This is a genomic window from Bacillus sp. FSL P2-0099 (genome assembly GCF_038007445.1).
GTDB lineage: Bacteria > Bacillota > Bacilli > Bacillales > Bacillaceae_G > Bacillus_A > Bacillus_A mycoides.
Genome location: NZ_JBBOXE010000001.1, coordinates 1619441 through 1639805, shown reverse-complemented (window position 1 = coordinate 1639805; position 20365 = coordinate 1619441). Strand labels below are relative to the sequence as shown.

Genomic DNA, 20365 nt, shown 5'->3' with positions numbered 1-20365 from the left:
TTATTTTTTCAATACATCTTCTTCGGTAGCACTTTGTTTCTGATAACAAGAAAAATAAGCGAATCCAACAAATCCAGCTCCGCCAATTACATTTCCGATAAAGACTGGCACAAAGTTTTTCGCAAGATCCATCCACGTAAGGTGACCCGCAAAAATAACTGCTGAAATGACAAACATATTTGCTACTACTTGCTGAAACCCAATTACGACAAATGCCATAATCGGAATCCAAATTCCAACAATCTTCCCAATTAAATCGTTCGTTCCGTACGCTAACCAAATCGCAAGGCAAACGAGCCAGTTACAGCCAATCGCTAAAATTAACGTTCTTCCGAAAGATTCATGTAACTTATCTTGAGCTATCGCTATCGTCTTATTTAAATACGCACCTTCAGTTAACCCGCCAAGGTGACCGAAACAATACGCTACGAAAAGTGCACCTGCGAAGTTCGTTAAAGTGATCCACGCCCAATTGTTTAACACATGTTTCAATGAAATTTTCCGTGCATACAGTGCCATGGCCATCGACATCATATTTCCCGTAATTAATTCTCCTCCTGCTAAAACAACGAGCATAAGTCCAATAGGAAAAACCGCTCCTCCTATAAAATTGACTAAACTTCCCCACTGCTCCGGTACATTACCTAGAACACGAATATTAAGTAAAAATCCTAATGAAATGAATGCTCCTCCTAAAAAACCAAGAATAAGCATCGCTGATAGCGGTTGCCCCACCTTTTGAACACCGGATTCAATCACAAGCGCAGCAATTTGTTCCGGTTTATGAAATGCCATAACCAATTCCTCCATTTTTCTCATCTAAAAAAAGCAGCACCAAAAACCCTTAACATCGTAAGGATTTTTGAATGCTGCTTAATCTCTCTGCATATCTCTTACAGAAATATCAATCATCATTTTTACTATACTCATAGAAAGTGTACAAAACTTGCACATTTCCCACTATTTACGTTAACAAAGAGAATCTACATTCTTAGTAGCTTCTCAGCCACCGATATGCGACATTTCAATTTTCGGCATTGCTTTTTTATTCGTATTGCTTAACCGTTCATCTGAATAACGGTCTGAACGATTATTCCAAATGTCACGAATAACATTAGTAATCTCCTCATCCGTATATCCAAAGCGAAGTAATTCTTTAAGATTGTTTCCTTTAGACGCAAACAAACATGTATACAATTTTCCTTCTGCAGAAATACGCGCTCTTGTACATGATGAACAGAACGAATCCGTTACAGATGAAATAATTCCTATTTCTTCTTCGCTACCAACATAACGATAACGTGTTGCAACTTCACCAGGATAGTTCGCCTCAATACGTTCAAGCGGCATAACTTTATGAATCATCTCTACTATTTCCTGCTTAGAAACTACTTCACCTAATTCCCAGCCGTTAAAATTTCCGACATCCATATATTCAATGAAACGAAGGATATGCTTATTCTCTTTAAAGTACTCTGCCATCTGAACGATGTCTTCTTCATTTTTCCCTTTTTGGACAACCATGTTCATTTTAATTTTCATTCCGGCTTCCGCTGCAGCCTGTATTCCCGCAAGAACCGTTTTTACTTTACTTCTATTCCCATTTAAATAAGAGAATCGTTCTTCATTTAACGAGTCTAAACTAACTGTTACACGAGATAAACCCGCCTTATATAAATCTGGAGCAAACTTTTTAAGTAATGATCCATTTGTCGTTAAACCAATATCCTCTACTCCATCAATTTCGTTTAACCGCTGTATGAGTTCAGGTAAGTCTTTTCGAAGTAAAGGCTCTCCTCCGGTAATACGTAACTTTCTTACACCTAAAGAAACGAAAATACGTGTAATCCTTTCAATTTCATCAAAAGATAAAATTTTATCATTAGACAAAAAAGAATAATCACGACCAAATATTTCTTCTGGCATACAATATCGACAGCGAAAATTACAGCGATCAGTAACAGAAATACGTAAATCCTTTAAAGGACGATCTAATTTGTCTAATGTAACAGATTTCATGATTATTGCCTCGTTTCTACTTATTTTATATTTATAATCCGCCCTGGATGCGTATATACATTTAAAGATTTATTACGAATGAAGCCTATTGTAGTAATCCCTAACTGCTCCGCTAGTTCTAATGCTAACTCAGTTGGAGCTGATTTTGACAATATTACTTCACAACCAATTTTCGCAACTTTTAATAGAATTTCAGAAGAGATACGTCCACTAAAAACAATAATTTTATCACCAATCGAAATGTTATTTTTTAAACAATAGCCGTAAATTTTGTCTAAAGCGTTATGTCTTCCTATATCCATGCGGCTTAAAACAATTCCACTCACATTACATAAAGCTGCATTATGAACGCCGCCTGTATGTTGAAACGTAGACGCAGATTGCTGCATATCATTCATTAACCGAAAACAATCCTCGGCAGAGATCTTTACGCGAATATCATTCATTTCTTTCGCAGTCAGCGCATCGTTCGCAAAAACAAACCCTTGCCTACTCATTCCACAGCACGAAGTAATATAACGTTTGTTTTGTATGTCACGATAATAAGGATTGATTTTCGTCGTTTTTACATGTACATAGCCTTCTTTTTCTTGCATCCATATTTCATCAATATCTTCATACTTTCGGATAATGCCTTCAGAGGCTAAAAAGCCAATTACCATATCTTCAATATACTCTGGAGTACTAACCATTGTAACAAATTCCTGGCCGTTAATTTTAACCGTAACAGGAAACTCTGTTACAATGCTGTCCTCTATATGTTTAAATTCCCCTTGCTCATATTTAAAAATTTTCCGTTCCACCTGAATCGATTTCACGATGAGCATCCTTCTCTCACGTTATATTTTTATCAAAAACAAACACGGAAACTGCAATATCTTCATCTACTTTCATATCAGAAAACAGATGAACTAACTTCGCACCAACAAGTTCTTCTAAATGTTCATGAGGATTAGCCACATACACTTCTTGAATCATTTTCGTTCGAGCCATATGAACCATTTCCGCCCCATCCGTAGTTCCCGAAATAAATTTCTCAGTAGGTGTTAAATTCCCATAAAGTGTTGCAATCGCCATGTTCTCGGTAAATACAGTATGAATTCTTTCCGGCCCTTTCCCGAACAACTCTTTTCGAAGCTTTCGGATCATATCATTAAATTCATGTACCATTTTTGACATACTCTCATTCCTTCCTAGTTATTCCATCACAACTATTTTAACAAAATGACCATTTCGCCTAAACTATTTAATAATGAGACGAAATGGATCACCTTTTACAATTATCTCAAGTACGCAAACAACATATGAAATACTATTATTGTTGCTTATCTATTCTTCTTTTAACCCTTTACCCATACCTTTTAAGAAATGAAGACCAAATCCGATAGCACGATTAATATCTGGGTCTTTCAGTACTTTCATAAGGTCTAATATTCCTACTTTTTTATTGCTTTGCAGATGCTGGTTTCCTTCATCCATACCTGTCAACACGCTACCTATAAGCTTTTTCGTAAGTTCCGGATCAAGTTCTGTTAAAGCTCCTGCAGCGCCCATCATATTATTAATTAAATTTGTAACTGGTTCACGAGTGACTTGGCCTAGAACGATTTTTGCGATTGGTTCTTTCGCTTTCAGCATAGAATTTGCTGCTTCCAGCATCCCAATGTCATTTAATTCACCTACTATATTAAACATTTGATTTAAAGCATCTTCATTATTAGCTAGCAGTTCTTTTAAAGCTTCGAGTTTTTGTTGTTTAAGTTCTTCCTCAGTTAGCTCCTGCTTCTGGATCGCTTGAATAGGTGCTGCCATATTCTTTTCTCCCCCTTAGTTATCCGTTAAATGTACGTATCCTGGACGAGCCCACTTACGATTTACCTCAATTCCGTTTTGAGGATGACGCTTTTTATTACGTGGGTTCGTTTTTGGCATCGGATTTTCGCCATCAACTTCTAACACTTCCATACGTACTTTCGTTTGCTTATATGCCGGCGTGTTTGTACGCAAGTCAACGGCAGGACCTGTTAAGAAATTAATTGCCGATTCTTTATCAGTCGAATTCATCGGTAAATACAGTTCATTCGCTTTTACACGATCCGTTACAAGTACACGTAATTTAAGTGCTCCGAATGGAGAAACAAGGCGTACTAACGAACCAGTTTTCACTCCACGTTCCCTTGCAAGCTCTGGAGAAACTTCGACGAAAACACCTGGTACTTTCGATTGAATACCAGTTGATTTATTTGTCATGTTCCCTTCATGGAAATGTTCAAGCATACGGCCGTTATTAATGTGAAGATCGTATTCTGCTGGGAATTCAGCAGGACGTACCCAATCAGCTATCGCAAAACGAGCCTTTTTGTCCGGGAAGTTAAATCCATCTTTGAATAGAAGCGGCGTATTCGTACCATCAAAACTTCCCCAGTGGAAACTGTTCCACCCTTCAAGCACTTCATAGTTTGCGTGTGCAAATAGTGGTGATAAGCTTGCCATTTCCGCAAAGATTTCACTTGGGTGATTATAGCTCCAGTTTGCACCTAATTTATTAGCAATTGCCTGCACGATCCACCAGTCTGGTTTCGCATCTCCTAGCGTTGGAAGCACTTGATATAATCTTTGTACACGACGCTCTGTATTTGTAAAAGTACCTTCTTTTTCAAGAGATGGCGCTGCTGGTAATACTACATCAGCGTATTGAGCTGTTTTAGAAAGGAACACATCTTGAACGACAAAAAATTCAAGGCTTGATAACACTTCATGTACGTGATTTGCGTTCGAGTCTACAAGAGCCATATCTTCTCCAACAAGATACATAGCTTTCATTTTCCCTTCATCAATTGCGTGAAGCATTTCAATGTTATTAAGACCTGGTTTGTTATCAATTTTTACTCCGTAAGCTATTTCAAATTTCGCACGCTCTACATCATCAGTAACGTGCTGATATCCTGGAAGCCAGCCTGGAAGTGTTCCCATATCACAAGCACCTTGTACGTTATTATGACCTCGAAGCGGGTATGCACCAGCACCTGGACGACGATAGTTTCCTGTTGCAAGAAGTAAGTTTGAAATCGCAGCGGAAGTATCTGAACCACCAGTATTTTGCGTTACACCCATACCCCAAAGAATACATGTACCATCTGCATCACGAATCATTTCTGCCATTGTAACGAGCGTTTCTTTTGAAATGCCTGTAATCTCTTCTGCATATTCAAGCGTATATTCTTTAAGACTATCTTTGAAATCATCAAAGAAGTTTACATTCTCATCGATGAACTGCTGATCGTGCCAACCTTGATCAATCATATATTTCGTAACAGCCATTAACCATACTTGGTCTGTTCCTTGCTTTGGACTAATAAAGATATCCGAACGCTCTGCCATTTCAGTTTTACGAAGATCTGCAACAATTAGTTTTTGACCGTGAAGTTTATGCGCACGTTTCACACGAGTTGCTAGCACAGGATGACCTTCTGTTGGATTACAACCAACGATTATAACAAGACCTGATTGCGCAATATCTTTAATCGTTCCTGCATCCCCGCCCATTCCAATAGTGCGGAACAATCCATCTGTCGCTGGTGATTGACAATAACGTGAGCAGTTATCAATGTTATTCGTTTCGAACACTTGACGCGCTAATTTTTGAATAACATAATTATCTTCATTCGTAATTTTAGAAGAAGAAATAAAGCCGATAGAGCCTTTACCGTACTCTTCTTTAATAGAGCCCAATTTATTCGCCACTACATGAAGCGCTTCTTCCCAAGTCGATTCAACGAACACTCCATTTTTACGAATTAAAGGTTTCGTAAGTCGTTTTTCAGAATTAACGAAATCCCAACCGAATTTTCCTTTTACACAAGTAGAAATTGCATTAACTGGTGCCTCAGAAGTTGGTTGCACCTTTAAAATTTTGCGCCCTTTCGTCCATACTTCAAATGAACAACCTACACCACAAAACGTACATACTGTTTTCGTCTTCTTCGTACGAGTGTCACGCATCGCAGCTTCTACTTCTGACACAGCGAAAATACCGCTATATCCAGGTTCAACCTCTTTAATAAGATCGACCATAGGTTCAAGAATATCCGGCTTCAGCCCAGTCATAAATCCAGCTTCACCGAGCATCGATTTCTCCATTAAAGCATTACAAGGACAAATCGTTACACATTGACCGCAGCTTACACATGAAGAATCGTTAATATCTACTCCTTCATCCCAAATAACACGTGGGCGCTCTTCCTCCCAATCAATAGATAACGTTTCATTAACTTGTAAGTTTTGACACACCTCTACACATTGACCGCACGCAATACATTGATTCGGGTCATAGCGATAAAATGGATGGGACATATCAACTTCGCCTGTATCAACTTTTGGCTCATAAGGATATTTTTGATGCTCAATTTCCATTAATTCTGCCGTATTATGCAGTTTACAATTCCCGTTATTGTTGTCACAAACCGTACAGTAAAGTAAATGATTTTCTAGTAAACGGTCCATCGCCTCATGTTGTGCTGCCTTCGCACTAGTAGAGGACAACTCAATATTCATACCGCTCGTCACTACAGTAGAACAGGATCGCACAAGCTTTCCGTTAACTTCTACAATACAAGTATCACACGTTTGAATAGGATCCACTTCCGGCACATAACAAATTTGTGGATGTTCAATTCCGTTCTCATTAATAATACCCAGTATAGTTGAACCAGGCTCAGCATTATACTCTTTGCCGTTAATTGTAATATGAACCATGCTGTCGTTCATGGTTACTCCCCCTTTTTGAGAATAAAAAAAACTCCACCACGAAAATATACGCACCACATTTTTGGCACGTTATCATCATGGTGGAGTAGTTTATTAGCACATCTTGCTAAAATACCAATCCATTTATTCATAAATAAAATGATAGATTCATAACAGGTCATATCACGATTCCATCTTTAACACTGTAATTATAGCGTTAAATCGAAAAATACACAATATAATTATCATTACAAAGGACAAAGCACATAATGCTCTGACCTTTGTATTACATTTTAGGATTATTCTGAGATGACTTACTTCCCGGTGCAAACCAACCAATTAGTGCGATGGCAACTAATACTCCGTAGAAGATTAAAGTCCAAGTTGTACTGTGTGGAAAATCATGATCTAAAATACCTATATCCTCATGGGCAAGTGTAATTACAGCAAGTTTGACGCCGACCCAGGCAACAATTGCATATGCTGTTGTTTCTAGTGCTGGACGTTTCTCCAGTAATTGTACAAACCAAGTTGCCGCAAATTTAATTAAAATAAGTCCAGCTATCCCTCCAAGAAGTACAACAATGAACTGTCCTCCATCCATACCTCCGAAATCGTCAAGCGGAGAATCCGGAAGCCCCAGAGCAAGAGCAACTGCGGCTAATATTGAATCAATCGCAAAGGCAAGGTCAGCTAATGCAATCTTTCCTACTGTGAACCAGTAGCTTTTTCCTGCTGCTTCCTTTTCATCTTCCTTGTGAATATTTTGATTATTTTTTCCGAATTGCGCCTGAATGACATGCTTTAATCCTAAATAAAGAAGATACGCTGCTCCTATCGCCTGTATTTGCCAAACATTTGCAATAAATGATATAGCAAAAAGGGCTGCGAATCGAAAAACAAAGGCCATAATAATTCCGTAATTTATAGCTCTTTTTTTCTCTTCTTCGGGTAAATGCTTGGCTATAACTGCTAGTACAAGGGCATTGTCAGCCGATAACAATCCTTCTAATCCGATTAAAATTAATAATGCCCAAGCATACTCTAGCCATATTGAATCCATCCGCTTCTCTCCTTTCTAAAACTAAAATCAGATAAGGTCTTTGCTCATTAGAATTTCCTATTAAGCCAAATTAAATGCTAAAACATTTTGACAGTTACTTTGCTGTCCTCTATTTGTTATAATTTCAACAAAAAACAAATCTAGATTGTGGTTTTCTTAGAAAAGGCGACGCGACATTGTGCTTAAAAACTTGATGAATTCATCTTCACTTACAGGTTTACTGTAGTAATAGCCCTGAATTAGATAACATACATTACGTTGTAACACTGTTAATTGTTCCTTCGTTTCTACCCCTTCTGCGATCACTTTCATGTTTAAAGTATGCGCTAGTGAAATAATGGTATGAATAATTTCATTTCCATCAGTAGAATTTCCGATCCTATTAACAAATTCTCTTGGAATTTTTAAGGTATCAATTGGATACAAAGGGAGATATGCTAATGAAGAATACCCTGTGCCAAAATCGTCAATTGATAAATGTACACCATATGATTTTAATGCTTTTAACTTCGCTAACGTTTCTTTTTCATCTACCATTGCTATCCGCTCAGTTAATTCTAAATCGATCGAACTAGCAGGTACCCCTACTTCTTCTATAGTAGATATGATTGTTTGAACAAAGTCCTTCTGTTCAAACTCTATAGCTGATAAATTTATCCCCATTTTTAGATTTGAATAGCCCGCAGAATGCCATTCTTTCAGTTGTCGACACGCTTCCTGTAACGTCCATTTCCCAATTGAAATAATCTGCGATGTTTCTTCCGCGATAGGTATAAATTCAAAAGGAGAAATAAGTCCCAGTTCTGGATGTTGCCAACGAATTAAAGCCTCTGCACCAATAACCATACCAGTCTTACTGTCAACTTGTGGTTGATATAATAAAAACAACTCATTATTTTCTAATGCCTTCGGTAAATCCTGTTCTAATCGTAATCGTCTTGTTATTTTTTTTGATAATGTCTCGTCATACATGCAAACAGCATTATTACCTTTTTCCTTTGCACGATACATAGCAATATCAGCATGTTGTAAAAGTGTAGTAGTATTTATTCCTCCAAACGGATACACCGCTATTCCTATACTAAGAGATAAGTAAAAGCTATGCTGATTTACTACAAATGCTTCTTCAGTTATACGAAATAGAGTTTCACACAAATCCAATAGCTGTTGCTCTGTATGGTTATGGACTATGATTGCAAACTCATCTCTCCCTATTTTCGCTAGAGGAATAGCCGGTAACAGACATGTCCTAAAACGTTTAGCAACTTCTTTTAAAACACTGTCACCAATTGAATGTCCCAGTGTATCATTAATAGTCTTAAAACGATTTAAATCTATATACAAGAGTCCAAATTCACCCTGCGTTTTTCGTGCACGCTCAATGGATTTTTCTAATTCTTTTTGGAAGAATATTCGATTTCCAATCTCCGTCACTGTATCATGGAATGCTAGATAGTTTATCTCATCTTGTTGTTTCTTCATTCTCGTAATGTCTTTTACCATTACATAACTCCCAAAAGTTTGTCCTTCTATCATAATAGGAACAATGGTGACGTACCAAAAATGAATGTCCTTCTCATTATTATTTTTCACACGTAATTGTAACGAAGCCGAACTGCATCGTTTCCCTTCCTGTAGAGCTGCTTCCAATTCAGATCTATCTTCGTCTAAAAAAATCGAGAAGCACTCTTTACCTATTAACTCATCACTGTTTTTTCCTAATAACATACTTCCAGCCTGGTTTATATTTAACACAGTACCATTTGAATTAATCGTTAAAATAGGATCTGGATGATACTCATATAATGACTTAAATCTCTCTTGATTTTTGACCAAGTCATTGGATTTTTTTATTAAATCTTCTGTTCTTTGAGATACTTTTTGTTCTAATTGATTATTAAACACTTTTAACATTTCGGTTAAATCGCTGTTTTGCATTCGTACGATAGTATGACGAATCAGCACAAATACAAATGCAATACAATTCCCAGTAATAAGTGTAGCCGAGGAAGTTTGCTCTTTTAAAGTAAAGCCAATTAATACCGCAACTGCAAGATAAGGAAATATAACAAGAAGTTTCTTCCCAAATGTGGGATCGATAATGAAATAATTCCTTCTAGAAGATGCATTCTTTGAGATCGAAGCAGCAATAGCAATTAATAATAGGAAAACTCTATACAAACACCTTAATAATATAAGTGAACGATCTGACAAATCATCTTGTAAGTAAAAATACAAGTAGTCCGTAATAGCCAATCCAGTTAATACGAGAATAAAAATAAATAATTTACTTTTCGCATTAAAAATAGCTGGTCGAAAGATCAGGCTAATTCCTAGTAAAAGAAGCAATAAATCTATAATCGGAAAAATAAATGAAAGAAAAACATCTCCAATTGATAAGAATAAGATATTTGCAGAAGGTTTATTAAATAGGTACCACTCTAATGTAAAAACAGCAGTAACAACAATACATAAATCACAAAGTAAATACGCCTTTTCCCACTTGTTACATTCCATAATGATTTTATAAAAGAATGCAAAGAGAAAGAAGAATAAGAAAAACAACAAAAACACATCAGAGATATTAAAATTTTGTATTGGTAATTCTACATTAAGCACTTGAAAAGCGGATATAAAATTCCCTATCAAGAAACACCCTATTGCAATAGTAATGCAAACCCAGAATACTCCTAACTTAATTTTTCTGGATAATATAGAATACAGTAATGAGATAAATACAGTAGTTTCAACAACTAAGGATGATAGTCGGATATTAAAATCTGATACGAAATATTGATTCGGAAAAACAAATAAAAATATATAGCAAAAGCTTATATAGAATATTAGAGCTATTGTTAATAAGATAAATTGCAAATGTGAATGTTTAAGCAATATATTCACCTTCTTAAGTCTTTCATCATTTTTTAAAAATTTGTTTCTAATTATTATTCATATTATGACCATTTCAAAAGATTTCTTTCAAAATAAAGCAGCCTTACATTACACCTGCAAATATTTAATAATTCCATAACAGGAATTACAAAAAAATATGAACAGCTATGTCCTTAACACTATCAATTATTGTTATACGAACTATTTATGTAACAAGTTTATTTAATAGCTAATTAGTTCAAAGAATGTTTTCTTTGAACTAATTGTATACTGCCCATCTGAATCATATAACTTAACTATTTTTAAATTAAAATTTCACGTAAAAATAATGAATGTAGGTGTATGCCCCTATCTATTTATCTTTTTTTCTTCATAACTTCTATAGTATTCATTAAGTACGCTAACTTAAACACCGACTTATTTATAATCCTTAATAAGTCGGTGCTAGTATACACTATAAAACTAAAACACATTTCAAATAACAAAACTATACTTTAGCAATTTATAAATTTCATATTCCTAGAATTACTAAACTTTCTTTTACCTATTACAATCTATATTCAGATACATTATTTCCTTTCCATTCATAATAATCTAAAACCCCTTCATAAATGGCTTCTGCTGCAATCTTTCTGCCGTTTGCCGTAAATAGTTTACTGTAATCGATACCATTATCTATAAAAGCCAGTTCCGTTAACACAGCTGGCATGTCGTTTTCTCTTATAACATGAAGATCTCCATGTTTAACGCCTCTATCACGTGTTTGAAGAGCCTCTACTAAACGTGTTTGAATTTTTTCCGCTAACACACGACTTTCTTCCACATGAGGATTTGTTTTTTCGGATTCAGAAGATTTATAGTAGTATGTTTCTGTCCCTTTTGCATTACCATTAAAAGCATTTGCATGAATGCTTATAAAGATATCCCCCTCATTTTGCTTAGCAAATTTAACACGTTCCTGTAAAGAGCTTTTTTGGTCATGTCCAGGTCTAGTATCAGATTCACGAGTTAGTAAAACTGTAAATGGTGTATGTTTTTCGAGCAATTGTTGTAGGCGTAAGGAAGTGTCTAATACGATTTTACTTTCAGGCAATCCTTTTGTGGACTTTCCGGGATCTGCACCACCATGTCCAGGATCAATAAGGATTGTTTTACTTTCTAAAGGGTTTTTCGGACTGTATTGAAGGGTATCTGTTTTGGCAGTAAGTTGTGCGGCTTCTGCACGTGTTATGAATTTATTTGGTTGCCAACCATTATCAGTACCAACAGAAATCTTTAAATCAATTAAAATATTGGCAAATTTTTCACCCCAATGTCCTTTTAAATCATCAAATTTACTTTGCCCATTACTATTTGTTCTATCTTGTAGCTTATATGCATTTACTAACATTGTTGCCATTGCAGCACGAGTAACTTTTCCAGAAGGATTAAATATTCCATTTCCTTCACCTTTAATTATTCCTGCTTTTTCAGCAGCAGCAATATACGGCGTTCCCCAGTGGTTTTGTGAATCTGTAAAAGATGGTTTTGCATTTAAGTCAATATGTATACCAAGGGCCTTTGTCATAATTGTTGCCGCAGAAGCTCTATCTAATGTATCGCTTGAACCAAAAGTTCCATCTGGATAACCACTCAATACTTTTTTATCAACTAAATAATTAACGGATTTGTCAGCCCATGCAGGAACATCTGGGAATTTATGAGTATTTGCAAATGCACTAGATGAATAGGATAGTAGACTTCCAGCAAGAATTCCTGTAGCAATTAATTTGTATTTCAAAATGTAACACCTCTAAAAATTATTACAACTTGGTAAATATATCATTTATAGTTAATCTTTAAATAATACGACTTAGAATAAAGAATAGATCAAGAACCGCATTATCCCTATATTAAAGATAACAAATTCAAATCGAACTATTATTCCGAAAAGAATCCTGAGACATACACTTATAGATAGAGACTATTAAATATATTAACCAACATTGTGTAACCAGTATAGTTACTTGTATGTACGAGTGTCAATTAAAAAAACCTTACATTTTTGTAAGATAACCATGTTAATTATATAGTAAGTAATTATTATATAATATGAATAATTACTCAGTATAATAAAATAGTAATCTTATATTTTAAACAAATATTGATTATTTTGGTAGGCAAATAACTTATAACAGCCACCTTTTTGGCTATGCTTTGGAATCCTACTTTACTCTTCAATTCTCCGTATTAAAAGTTTGTTGATGAAATGTAATAACAACTGTACGATTATACAACTTATTCACCTCAATGAAATCAGTTAAATATTGAGGAAGAGCCGGTTTATCTTTAAAATCATTATGTATTAAGCCCTTTCACAGTGACAATACGCATATTCCCAGTATTTTTCGGATCACAATACTACAAAGTAAGACCTAGCTCCTTCCTTTTGTACAAATTTTTGATTTACTAAAATTAATTGTAACTTTTCCTCTGCCCGAAATGATTCCATACAAAACAAAAGGGAAATACATATACACTATGTATCTCCCTTTTATTTTGTACCCAATTTTTTTATTGTGTTACGGTCATAACTTGTCCACTACGGTCAACCATAATTTTCATTTTTCCGTCTTGAGCGTTATATAACCCTAGCTTATGTAGATCTTGTTTGCATTCTTTTACGAAGTAAGGCAATGTACGAATTTGATCGATATCCGAGCTCGTAATGAAATGAATTAAATGATGCGTCATTTCTTTAATATCATGAACGAGCTCTGCCTTCTCTCGTGTTAATCTTTCATTTTCAGCTCGTAATGAATGTAATTCGCCTTCAAGACCACGTGCGTTCTTCTCATCCTTCGAACGCTCTGCCGCCATGCTAGAAAGCTTATAGATTCCCTCCATGAACTGATGCAATTCGTGTTCTCTCTTTTCACTACATTGACTAATTGTTTCAAAGTTATCCACGATGCCAGACATAACTGTTACGAGGCTTTTTTCATCTTCTTCATTTCGAACGTCTTCATTTACTTCCTGCTTGCTTTCTTGTTTTGTCTCAACAATTGTCTCTTTTACAGGTGTATACTTACGTTTTCGCCCCGGCTTTTGTTTTTCAATATTTTCAAACGGCATCTCTTGTTTTTTTAATTTATAATACGTGTTTTGCAATTGACTTTCCGTTTTTCGGAAAAGATTCATTTCATTTTTACTAACATATTTTGAAATATTTGCGATGTTTAAGCCATGACGTTGACAAAATTGATACACTTCATACAATAGTTCTAGTTCAGACTTCAACCAAGTAATCGCTGATTTTTCATATACTCGCATACCGCCATTTTTTTCTATATCTATTTGAAATAATACCATTCTATTATATAAATCGATTAGCTCTTCATACCTGACTTGGAATTGTTTCTCTATTTTTTTAAATTCCGCCTCTAATTTCATATCGTTCGTTTTATTATTTGACATGTTTTGTAAAAGACTTAATACATTGATTGCTGTGTGGTGATACATAATCTGTGTCACTCCCCCTCATCCTTTCACAATTCTCATATGACTCCCATGCCCTTTAAGAAAATAGAAATTTTTACATATCCATATTATAACATTTCGAAATTATCTGTCAAATAATTAACATATAAAAAGGTATAAAAAGTATCGAAATAAAAAATGATTTTTAACAAATATTAAAAAATAAAAATAGCTAAGCAAAATATTATATCAGAAAAATTCTACTTAATTATATTATATGGTATTCCTAATATATTTTCACCGAAAAAGTTTGCGCCACCACGAAATCTTATAGATGAAATAATTGAACATCATGTAAAAAAACCCTCACCTTTACTATAAAGGTGAGGGTTTTACACAACGCTAACTAATTAACCGAAAGAATGACCATTATTACCACCGTGGCTACAGAAAAACAAAAATATCTCAGAAACACTCTACCTTTCTGTCTTTACACATATGGCTGGCTCCTCTCTTCCAACTAAAAGAAGCTTTATAGTACTAACTTATCAACTAGCCCGATTAATTCTTGGATATCTGGCTTACTTACTTGAGCATTCGCTCCTACTGCTTCACCTTTATGGAATAATTCATTTGTAATTAATGAAGAGAAAATAATGACTGGTAATTGATTCATTACTTCACTATCTTTAATTACTTTCGTTAAGTGGTGTCCATCCATTTTCGGCATTTCAATATCTGTAATAAGCAGGTGAATATGTTCATACATTTTTTCACCTTGCTCTTTTGCTAATTTTTCAATTTGAGCTAATGCTTCTGCACCATTGCTGAAGAAGTTCATTTTCGTATATCCAGCTGATGATAATGTTTCTTCTAGTATTTGACGAAGCATCGCTGAATCTTCTGCAATATAAATAACTTTTTCAGCTCGATCTGTTTTTTGCTCTAATCCTGCAAGTGATTTATTGTCATAACCAGTACCGCTAATTTCACATACAATTTTTTCATAATCTAATAGTAAAATGATTTTCCCATCTAGTTTTACAATACCAGATGTCGTTTCTTCTAGTCCCATAGATAATGAAGCTGGTTCATCAATTTGTTCCCATGAAATACGTTGAATACGATGCACTTCATCAACACGGAAAATAACTTTCATTTGGTTTAATTCTGAAATGATAAATTTCGTTTGATCAAGTGGTTTTATAGATTTTAAATTAAGAGCCGTTGCTAAGTTAATAACAGGTAAAATTTCACCACGTACTTGAACAACACCTTCAACTGCATGATGAGATTCTGGCACAGTTGTAACAGGGAATGGATTAATAATTTCACGCACTTTCATTACATTAATACTAAATAAATTTTCACCAACAGTGTACGTTACGATTTCTAATTCGTTTGTTCCGCTTTCTAATAAAATACTTTGTGCTTGTGACATAAAGGTGTCGCTCCCCTTCCATTAATTCCGTATATCTAATTATTAAGCTTTATTAAAACCGAAAAGTCAACTACCTATATGAAAAATATAGATAGTTGAGTGATTCTCACAGTTTTAAAGTAGAAATACTACCGGTAAAACTTAATCTTGTATAAACGAAGCAAGTGCCTCTAGTAACACTTCTTGTGCTCCTACAATTTCTGTCGGCATCGCTTCCCATTTTTTTGAAAGCTCTGTTTCCACTCTCATTCTTAGCTCTGGACCCATTTCTCCTAGCACATATTCTTTCGTCGCTATATCAACATCGATAAGCGAAAGAGCGTATAGTTCAGGATCATTTATTTTCTCAAATAATTTCTTCAGTACACTAGGCGCCATATGCTTTAATTTTTCAATGTGAATTTCCTTATCAGAAAATAGTAACTCATATTGAATATACGTAACATTTTCTTTAATAACTTTAAAATAGCAATTATTTTTTTTATCATTTACAAAATAACCGTTCGGATCTGCAATAATACTCTCTACTTGACGTATTAAATTAGGTAAACTACTCGCCGCCATTACAGTACGTTGCTCAACCTCACTTGGCGAAATGAATGTAACGCGATACTTATTCTGCGCCATCCTCCTCACCTCTCCTTTTATATAAACTTAGTCTAATTGCACAATATCTTAATTAATCTAAATCTATTTCAAATCAATGCTTCTAGACTCGGATAAATCCTCTCTCCCAAAAGTGAAGAGGCACCACCTACACTTGGCTTTTGGCCTCTTCAACTACCTTAGAACCACTCCACACCTCTCGTCTTACAATGTACGAGCCACTCATAGGCAACTGACCGCTACTACACTCAGCTAGGTCCTCGCCCCTCTTCAACTAACCTAGAACCACTCCATATCTCTGTTCTCACAATGCGCGAGCCACTCATAAGCACTAACCGCTACTACTCATCGCTAGGCCCTCTCTCAAAACCTTAAAAGAAAGCTTTTAAGCCCCTTTTAACAGCTCAATGTTATTGAACCAAAAAGCAAGCTGCTGATCCGTAATATCCGGCAACATAACGAAAAACTCACGGCACTTCATCTCATCTTTAAACAGTTGATACTTCCAAACACTATCGCTACCAATACTTACGAAATAAAACTCGTGTATACGGCCAATGATTGCTTGCTTTTCACCAAACGAATATGGAGGCACTTGTTTGATTTCAAATTGATCTGGTAAATATACATGCTCTTCTCGTTCTATTTTTAACATTTGCTCAGCAAGCTCACGTTTATTTTCGAAAAAAGGCAATTGTAAAATTCGCTCTTGTCTTGTCATACGAATATAAAACCCTTTCTACTACGTTACAATTTTTCTTTACGATTTATTATCGAATTAAGTTCACAACTTCATTTAATACTTCATCTGAAATTTTGATTACTTTCGCATTTCCTTGGAATCCGCGTTGGTATAACATTAAATCAACGAATTCTACAGATAAATCTACGTTTGCACCTTCTTGTGCACCACCACGTATTTTTCCTGCACCGTTTTGGCCAGATGCACCTAACGCTAAAATACCAGTTGTATTCGTCGCTGTATAGTTACCATTTCCAGTTTTCATCAAACCGCCTTCATTCGGGAACATCGCAACAGCTAATTGACCAGCAGATTTCATACTTCCATCAGAATATTTTACCATCACATATCCACCGTCAGCAATAAAGCAATCTTTAACAGTCGCCGCCGCTCTACCATCTACATTTGTTACTGATAATGTTTTATCTGTCGGATGATTCGTTAAATGACTTAAGTCTAACTTTATAGAGCCACCATCAAATGGAATATTGGCCCCTTGCTCTTTCGGATTTGGATTTCCAACAGCATCAAATGTCATATTACCACCTGCACCTGGAACATCCTCAAACTTTGTATCCTTTTTCGAGTCATTACGCATCTGTACTTTATATGTATAATTGTGTTCGCTTGTTTGTGTAAATTCTACACGCATTGTCCATGTATTACCGGCATTATCGTATACAGGTAAGTCTTGCGTAATTTGTTTTTCACCAGTTGGAATATTCCCTTTAATTGTCCCTTGCGATGTTCGAATACCACCAATTGCCGTCCCCATTGGAATTTGCAATGGGCCTGGAATACCAGATAAATCAACTTCACCAGTCGCCTCATTAGCAGGGTATGCGAATACGTATTGACCTTCTGTGTTCGTAATATAATAATCTGAAGATATTCCAAACGTACCTTTACGCGTAAATTCCATGTTTCCGCCTTTTGAATCACCTACAACGAAGAAACCATTACCTTCCATTGCAGCTTGTGTTTTGCCACCTGTTAACGTAATTGTACCATCACTATAATCCGTAACCGTACCACTCATTTTCACACCGTTACCGATACTTTTCGGATTCGTTCCTGCGTATTTACCGTCACCTTTTGCACCAATTGAATTGTTATATAGTAAATCATCAAACATTGCTTTTTGTTTTTTATAACCAACCGTTTGTGCATTGGCAATATTATTTGAAGTTACACTTAATGCATTTTGTGTTGCGTTCATTCCTGTAATACTTGTATATAACGCTTTAATCATAACGTATGTACACTCCTTATGAATTTGTAGTTTTTACTTCTTCAGTTACTTTTTGATCGTCTTTCTTTGCATCTTCTGGATTCGTTTCTCCAATCGGTTTATCAGACACTCTTTCAACGAAACGAAGAGATACTACTTTATTATTAATAACGAGCTGTACATCGTTATTTTCTGCAAGGCGAACTGTCTCTACTTGACCAGTTACTTTGTTCCCTTCACCGTCAATACCTCTTACGTATTTCCCTAAAAATTTCATTCCACCATCAAGCGCTGTCGAATACATCGTCGTTCTTAAAGAATCAACTGCTTTTGTCATATTTTGCACTTGTTCCATAAGAGATAACTGCGCTGTTTGGTTCATCATTTGATTCATATCCATCGCATTGAACGGATCTTGGTGCTGGAAACTCGATAAAAATAATTTTAGAAAATCGTCTTTCCCCATTACACCAGGAGTTTTTTGAGCACTTTCTGATACTCCGTTTGTTTGTTGAACTGGCGATTGTACACCGTTAACAGGTGCATTACTTTTTTGCGCTCCTGCCTGCAATGGAATATGATTTGTACTCGTTGTGTTTAATCCAACTGTTGGCACGCTTTATTCCTCCAATAATCCTGCAAATTCTTTCGATTCTTGTTTTTCTTGCTTCGTACTTGCTAATTTTTGTTTTTGTCTTTGCTCTTGTTCTCGCTGTTCTTTACGTTGTTCATCTTTTTCTGAATAACTTATTTGAATATTAATTTCTTTTTCTTTTAATTTCAGCTTCAATTCGTCAAAAATTATTTCAACACGCTTTTTCGCATCGTGTTTTTCCATTTCTACATGGACTTCAATTTGATCTCCATGCTTTTTCATAAATACAGTTAATGAACCAAGTTTCTCTGGATTTAGCTGGAATAAAACACGTTCTTGTTTCACTACAAACTTTTGCAGAGCCTCTACTTGTGCTTCCATTTTCTTGCCTAAGTCAGGTAATGTAACCTTCTCAGCTCCACTATTTTGTTTTCCTATTTGATCAGTCCCCGTTGCCTTATTTAATAATTCAGCTCCGGCCGAACTTGAATCGTTTAATTGATCGACTTCTGGTAACTCTAACTTCACATCATCGCTTTCAGCTTTCTGGAGTTCTACTTCCTTGGACTCCTCTTGTTTCTTTGCGATATTACAAGTTTCTGTTTCTACGACTTTTAATACTTGCAACGTTTGCTCTGGCATCGTCACCTTGTCTAGCACCATTTGCATTGTATCTTCTAAACATATGGCATTTTTAATATTCATGTTAGAAAAAAGCTCTTGTAATTGCTGTAATTCAGCTGCGGGCAATTCGTTCAGTTTAATATTTCCGTATTCTTTATATAACGCCTGTATTTTTTGTATGTATTGATATAACAATTCTGGCTGCATATGCAATTGCTCAATTGCAACCATCTGCTCAGATACAGCTAACAATAACTGTTCTGTCTCTTTCTTTTCTTCTTTCTTTACAATCGGCTCTTCTTTCGTTACCGTTTTTTTTGCGAGAATATATTCTTTCTTCTCTTCTTCTGGTGCTTCTTCTCGTTTCGGTTTCTCCGTTTTCGGCTGTTTTTTATTTTCAATTCTCATTGTATTATCGAATGAAGAATTTTCATTTTTCGATTGTACTTCTAGCCCTTTTTCTTTTTGCGGAGGTAAACTTTGCTGCACCGGTAATACAAACTGTATCACTACATCCACCTCATCCGTTCATACACATTTTTAAATCAAGAAGCATTTTTTCTTCCAGCTTTTCTTTTACTTTCGCAAGCTTCTTACAATCTTCTTGATACATTTCATCAATGACACGTTCTTTTTCTTTTATTTGCTCTAAAAGGCTTTCATTTTTTTGAATAAAACCTTCTGTTTTTTTAATTTTTCGATTCCATTCTTCTATTCTTTCAGGTGAAAATGTATGTGAAGACAGCATACCAGCCATAATACGTTGTCCCGTTTGTACAACCTTATTGCGTGATTTCACAACATATAGATCATATTCTTTTTTTCGTTCTATTTTTCTTTTTTCAGCTGTTAGTTCGTACACTTCTTTCAAGATATGTTCTTTCTCTTGATTAATCTGCAATTTAATCGTGTCGTACTGCTGTTTATTCACCTGTTTTCATAGCTCC

General features: G+C 35.4%; 17 protein-coding genes and 2 pseudogenes. All 19 read right to left on the bottom strand.

The genetic code is table 11. The features are described from left to right. A complete protein-coding gene (locus tag MKY90_RS08445; RefSeq protein WP_016094387.1) occupies positions 1–795 on the bottom strand; it encodes a formate/nitrite transporter family protein in 795 nt (264 codons plus the stop codon). A 207-nt stretch (positions 796–1002) separates the two neighbouring features. Beyond that, entirely contained in the window at positions 1003–2019 is a 1017-nt protein-coding gene (moaA, locus tag MKY90_RS08440) for a GTP 3',8-cyclase MoaA (RefSeq protein WP_215552606.1), read from the bottom strand. A gap of 20 nt (positions 2020–2039) precedes the next feature. Further along, on the bottom strand, positions 2040–2837 hold the full coding sequence (fdhD, locus tag MKY90_RS08435) for a formate dehydrogenase accessory sulfurtransferase FdhD (protein WP_341091030.1): 798 nt from the start codon (positions 2835–2837) through the stop codon (positions 2040–2042). Between the two features lie 16 nt (positions 2838–2853). After that, a complete protein-coding gene (locus tag MKY90_RS08430) occupies positions 2854–3198 on the bottom strand; it encodes a DUF2294 domain-containing protein (protein WP_002012015.1) in 345 nt (114 codons plus the stop codon). Between the two features lie 150 nt (positions 3199–3348). Continuing rightward, the gene (locus tag MKY90_RS08425; RefSeq protein WP_002012016.1) at positions 3349–3831 is read right to left on the bottom strand and encodes a DUF1641 domain-containing protein; all 483 of its coding nucleotides are present in this window, start codon (positions 3829–3831) and stop codon (positions 3349–3351) included. 15 nt (positions 3832–3846) lie between these two features. Beyond that, positions 3847–6786 (bottom strand): formate dehydrogenase subunit alpha, encoded by a 2940-nt coding sequence (gene fdhF / locus MKY90_RS08420; RefSeq protein WP_341091028.1) that lies wholly within the window; start codon positions 6784–6786, stop codon positions 3847–3849. Beyond that, positions 6755–6947: pseudogene (locus tag MKY90_RS08415) on the bottom strand (hypothetical protein). Before MKY90_RS08415 ends, fdhF begins: the two are co-directional and overlap by 32 nt. A gap of 104 nt (positions 6948–7051) precedes the next feature. Continuing rightward, positions 7052–7828, bottom strand: coding sequence for a TerC family protein (locus MKY90_RS08410; protein WP_002086470.1), 777 nt, complete (start codon positions 7826–7828; stop codon positions 7052–7054). 156 nt (positions 7829–7984) lie between these two features. Beyond that, positions 7985–10720: a sensor domain-containing protein gene (locus tag MKY90_RS08405; RefSeq protein WP_341091026.1), complete on the bottom strand. Its 2736-nt coding sequence runs from the start codon at positions 10718–10720 to the stop codon at positions 7985–7987. 547 nt (positions 10721–11267) lie between these two features. Next, positions 11268–12500: an N-acetylmuramoyl-L-alanine amidase gene (locus MKY90_RS08400; protein WP_341091024.1), complete on the bottom strand. Its 1233-nt coding sequence runs from the start codon at positions 12498–12500 to the stop codon at positions 11268–11270. 448 nt (positions 12501–12948) lie between these two features. Beyond that, positions 12949–13190: pseudogene (locus MKY90_RS08395) on the bottom strand (Ger(x)C family spore germination protein); the annotation flags it as partial. A gap of 83 nt (positions 13191–13273) precedes the next feature. After that, positions 13274–14221, bottom strand: a complete 948-nt coding sequence (locus MKY90_RS08390) for a DNA-binding domain-containing protein (protein ID WP_016119942.1) — start codon at positions 14219–14221, stop codon at positions 13274–13276. 490 nt (positions 14222–14711) lie between these two features. Further along, positions 14712–15620, bottom strand: a complete 909-nt coding sequence (locus tag MKY90_RS08385; RefSeq protein ID WP_002030950.1) for a chemotaxis protein — start codon at positions 15618–15620, stop codon at positions 14712–14714. A gap of 141 nt (positions 15621–15761) precedes the next feature. Next, on the bottom strand, positions 15762–16247 hold the full coding sequence (locus MKY90_RS08380; RefSeq protein ID WP_012260675.1) for a hypothetical protein: 486 nt from the start codon (positions 16245–16247) through the stop codon (positions 15762–15764). 364 nt (positions 16248–16611) lie between these two features. Continuing rightward, on the bottom strand, positions 16612–16947 hold the full coding sequence (locus MKY90_RS08375; protein ID WP_215587563.1) for a DUF3964 family protein: 336 nt from the start codon (positions 16945–16947) through the stop codon (positions 16612–16614). 49 nt (positions 16948–16996) lie between these two features. Beyond that, a complete protein-coding gene (locus MKY90_RS08370; protein WP_002012032.1) occupies positions 16997–18220 on the bottom strand; it encodes a flagellar hook protein FlgE in 1224 nt (407 codons plus the stop codon). A gap of 16 nt (positions 18221–18236) precedes the next feature. Continuing rightward, positions 18237–18815 carry a flagellar hook assembly protein FlgD gene (locus tag MKY90_RS08365; RefSeq protein WP_002086480.1) on the bottom strand — a complete coding sequence of 193 codons (579 nt, stop codon included), beginning with the start codon at positions 18813–18815 and terminating at the stop codon, positions 18237–18239. A gap of 3 nt (positions 18816–18818) precedes the next feature. Continuing rightward, entirely contained in the window at positions 18819–19928 is a 1110-nt protein-coding gene (locus MKY90_RS08360) for a flagellar hook-length control protein FliK (protein WP_242309141.1), read from the bottom strand. A gap of 10 nt (positions 19929–19938) precedes the next feature. Beyond that, positions 19939–20349 (bottom strand): hypothetical protein, encoded by a 411-nt coding sequence (locus tag MKY90_RS08355; RefSeq protein ID WP_012260670.1) that lies wholly within the window; start codon positions 20347–20349, stop codon positions 19939–19941. Positions 20350–20365: the final 16 nt, after the last annotated feature.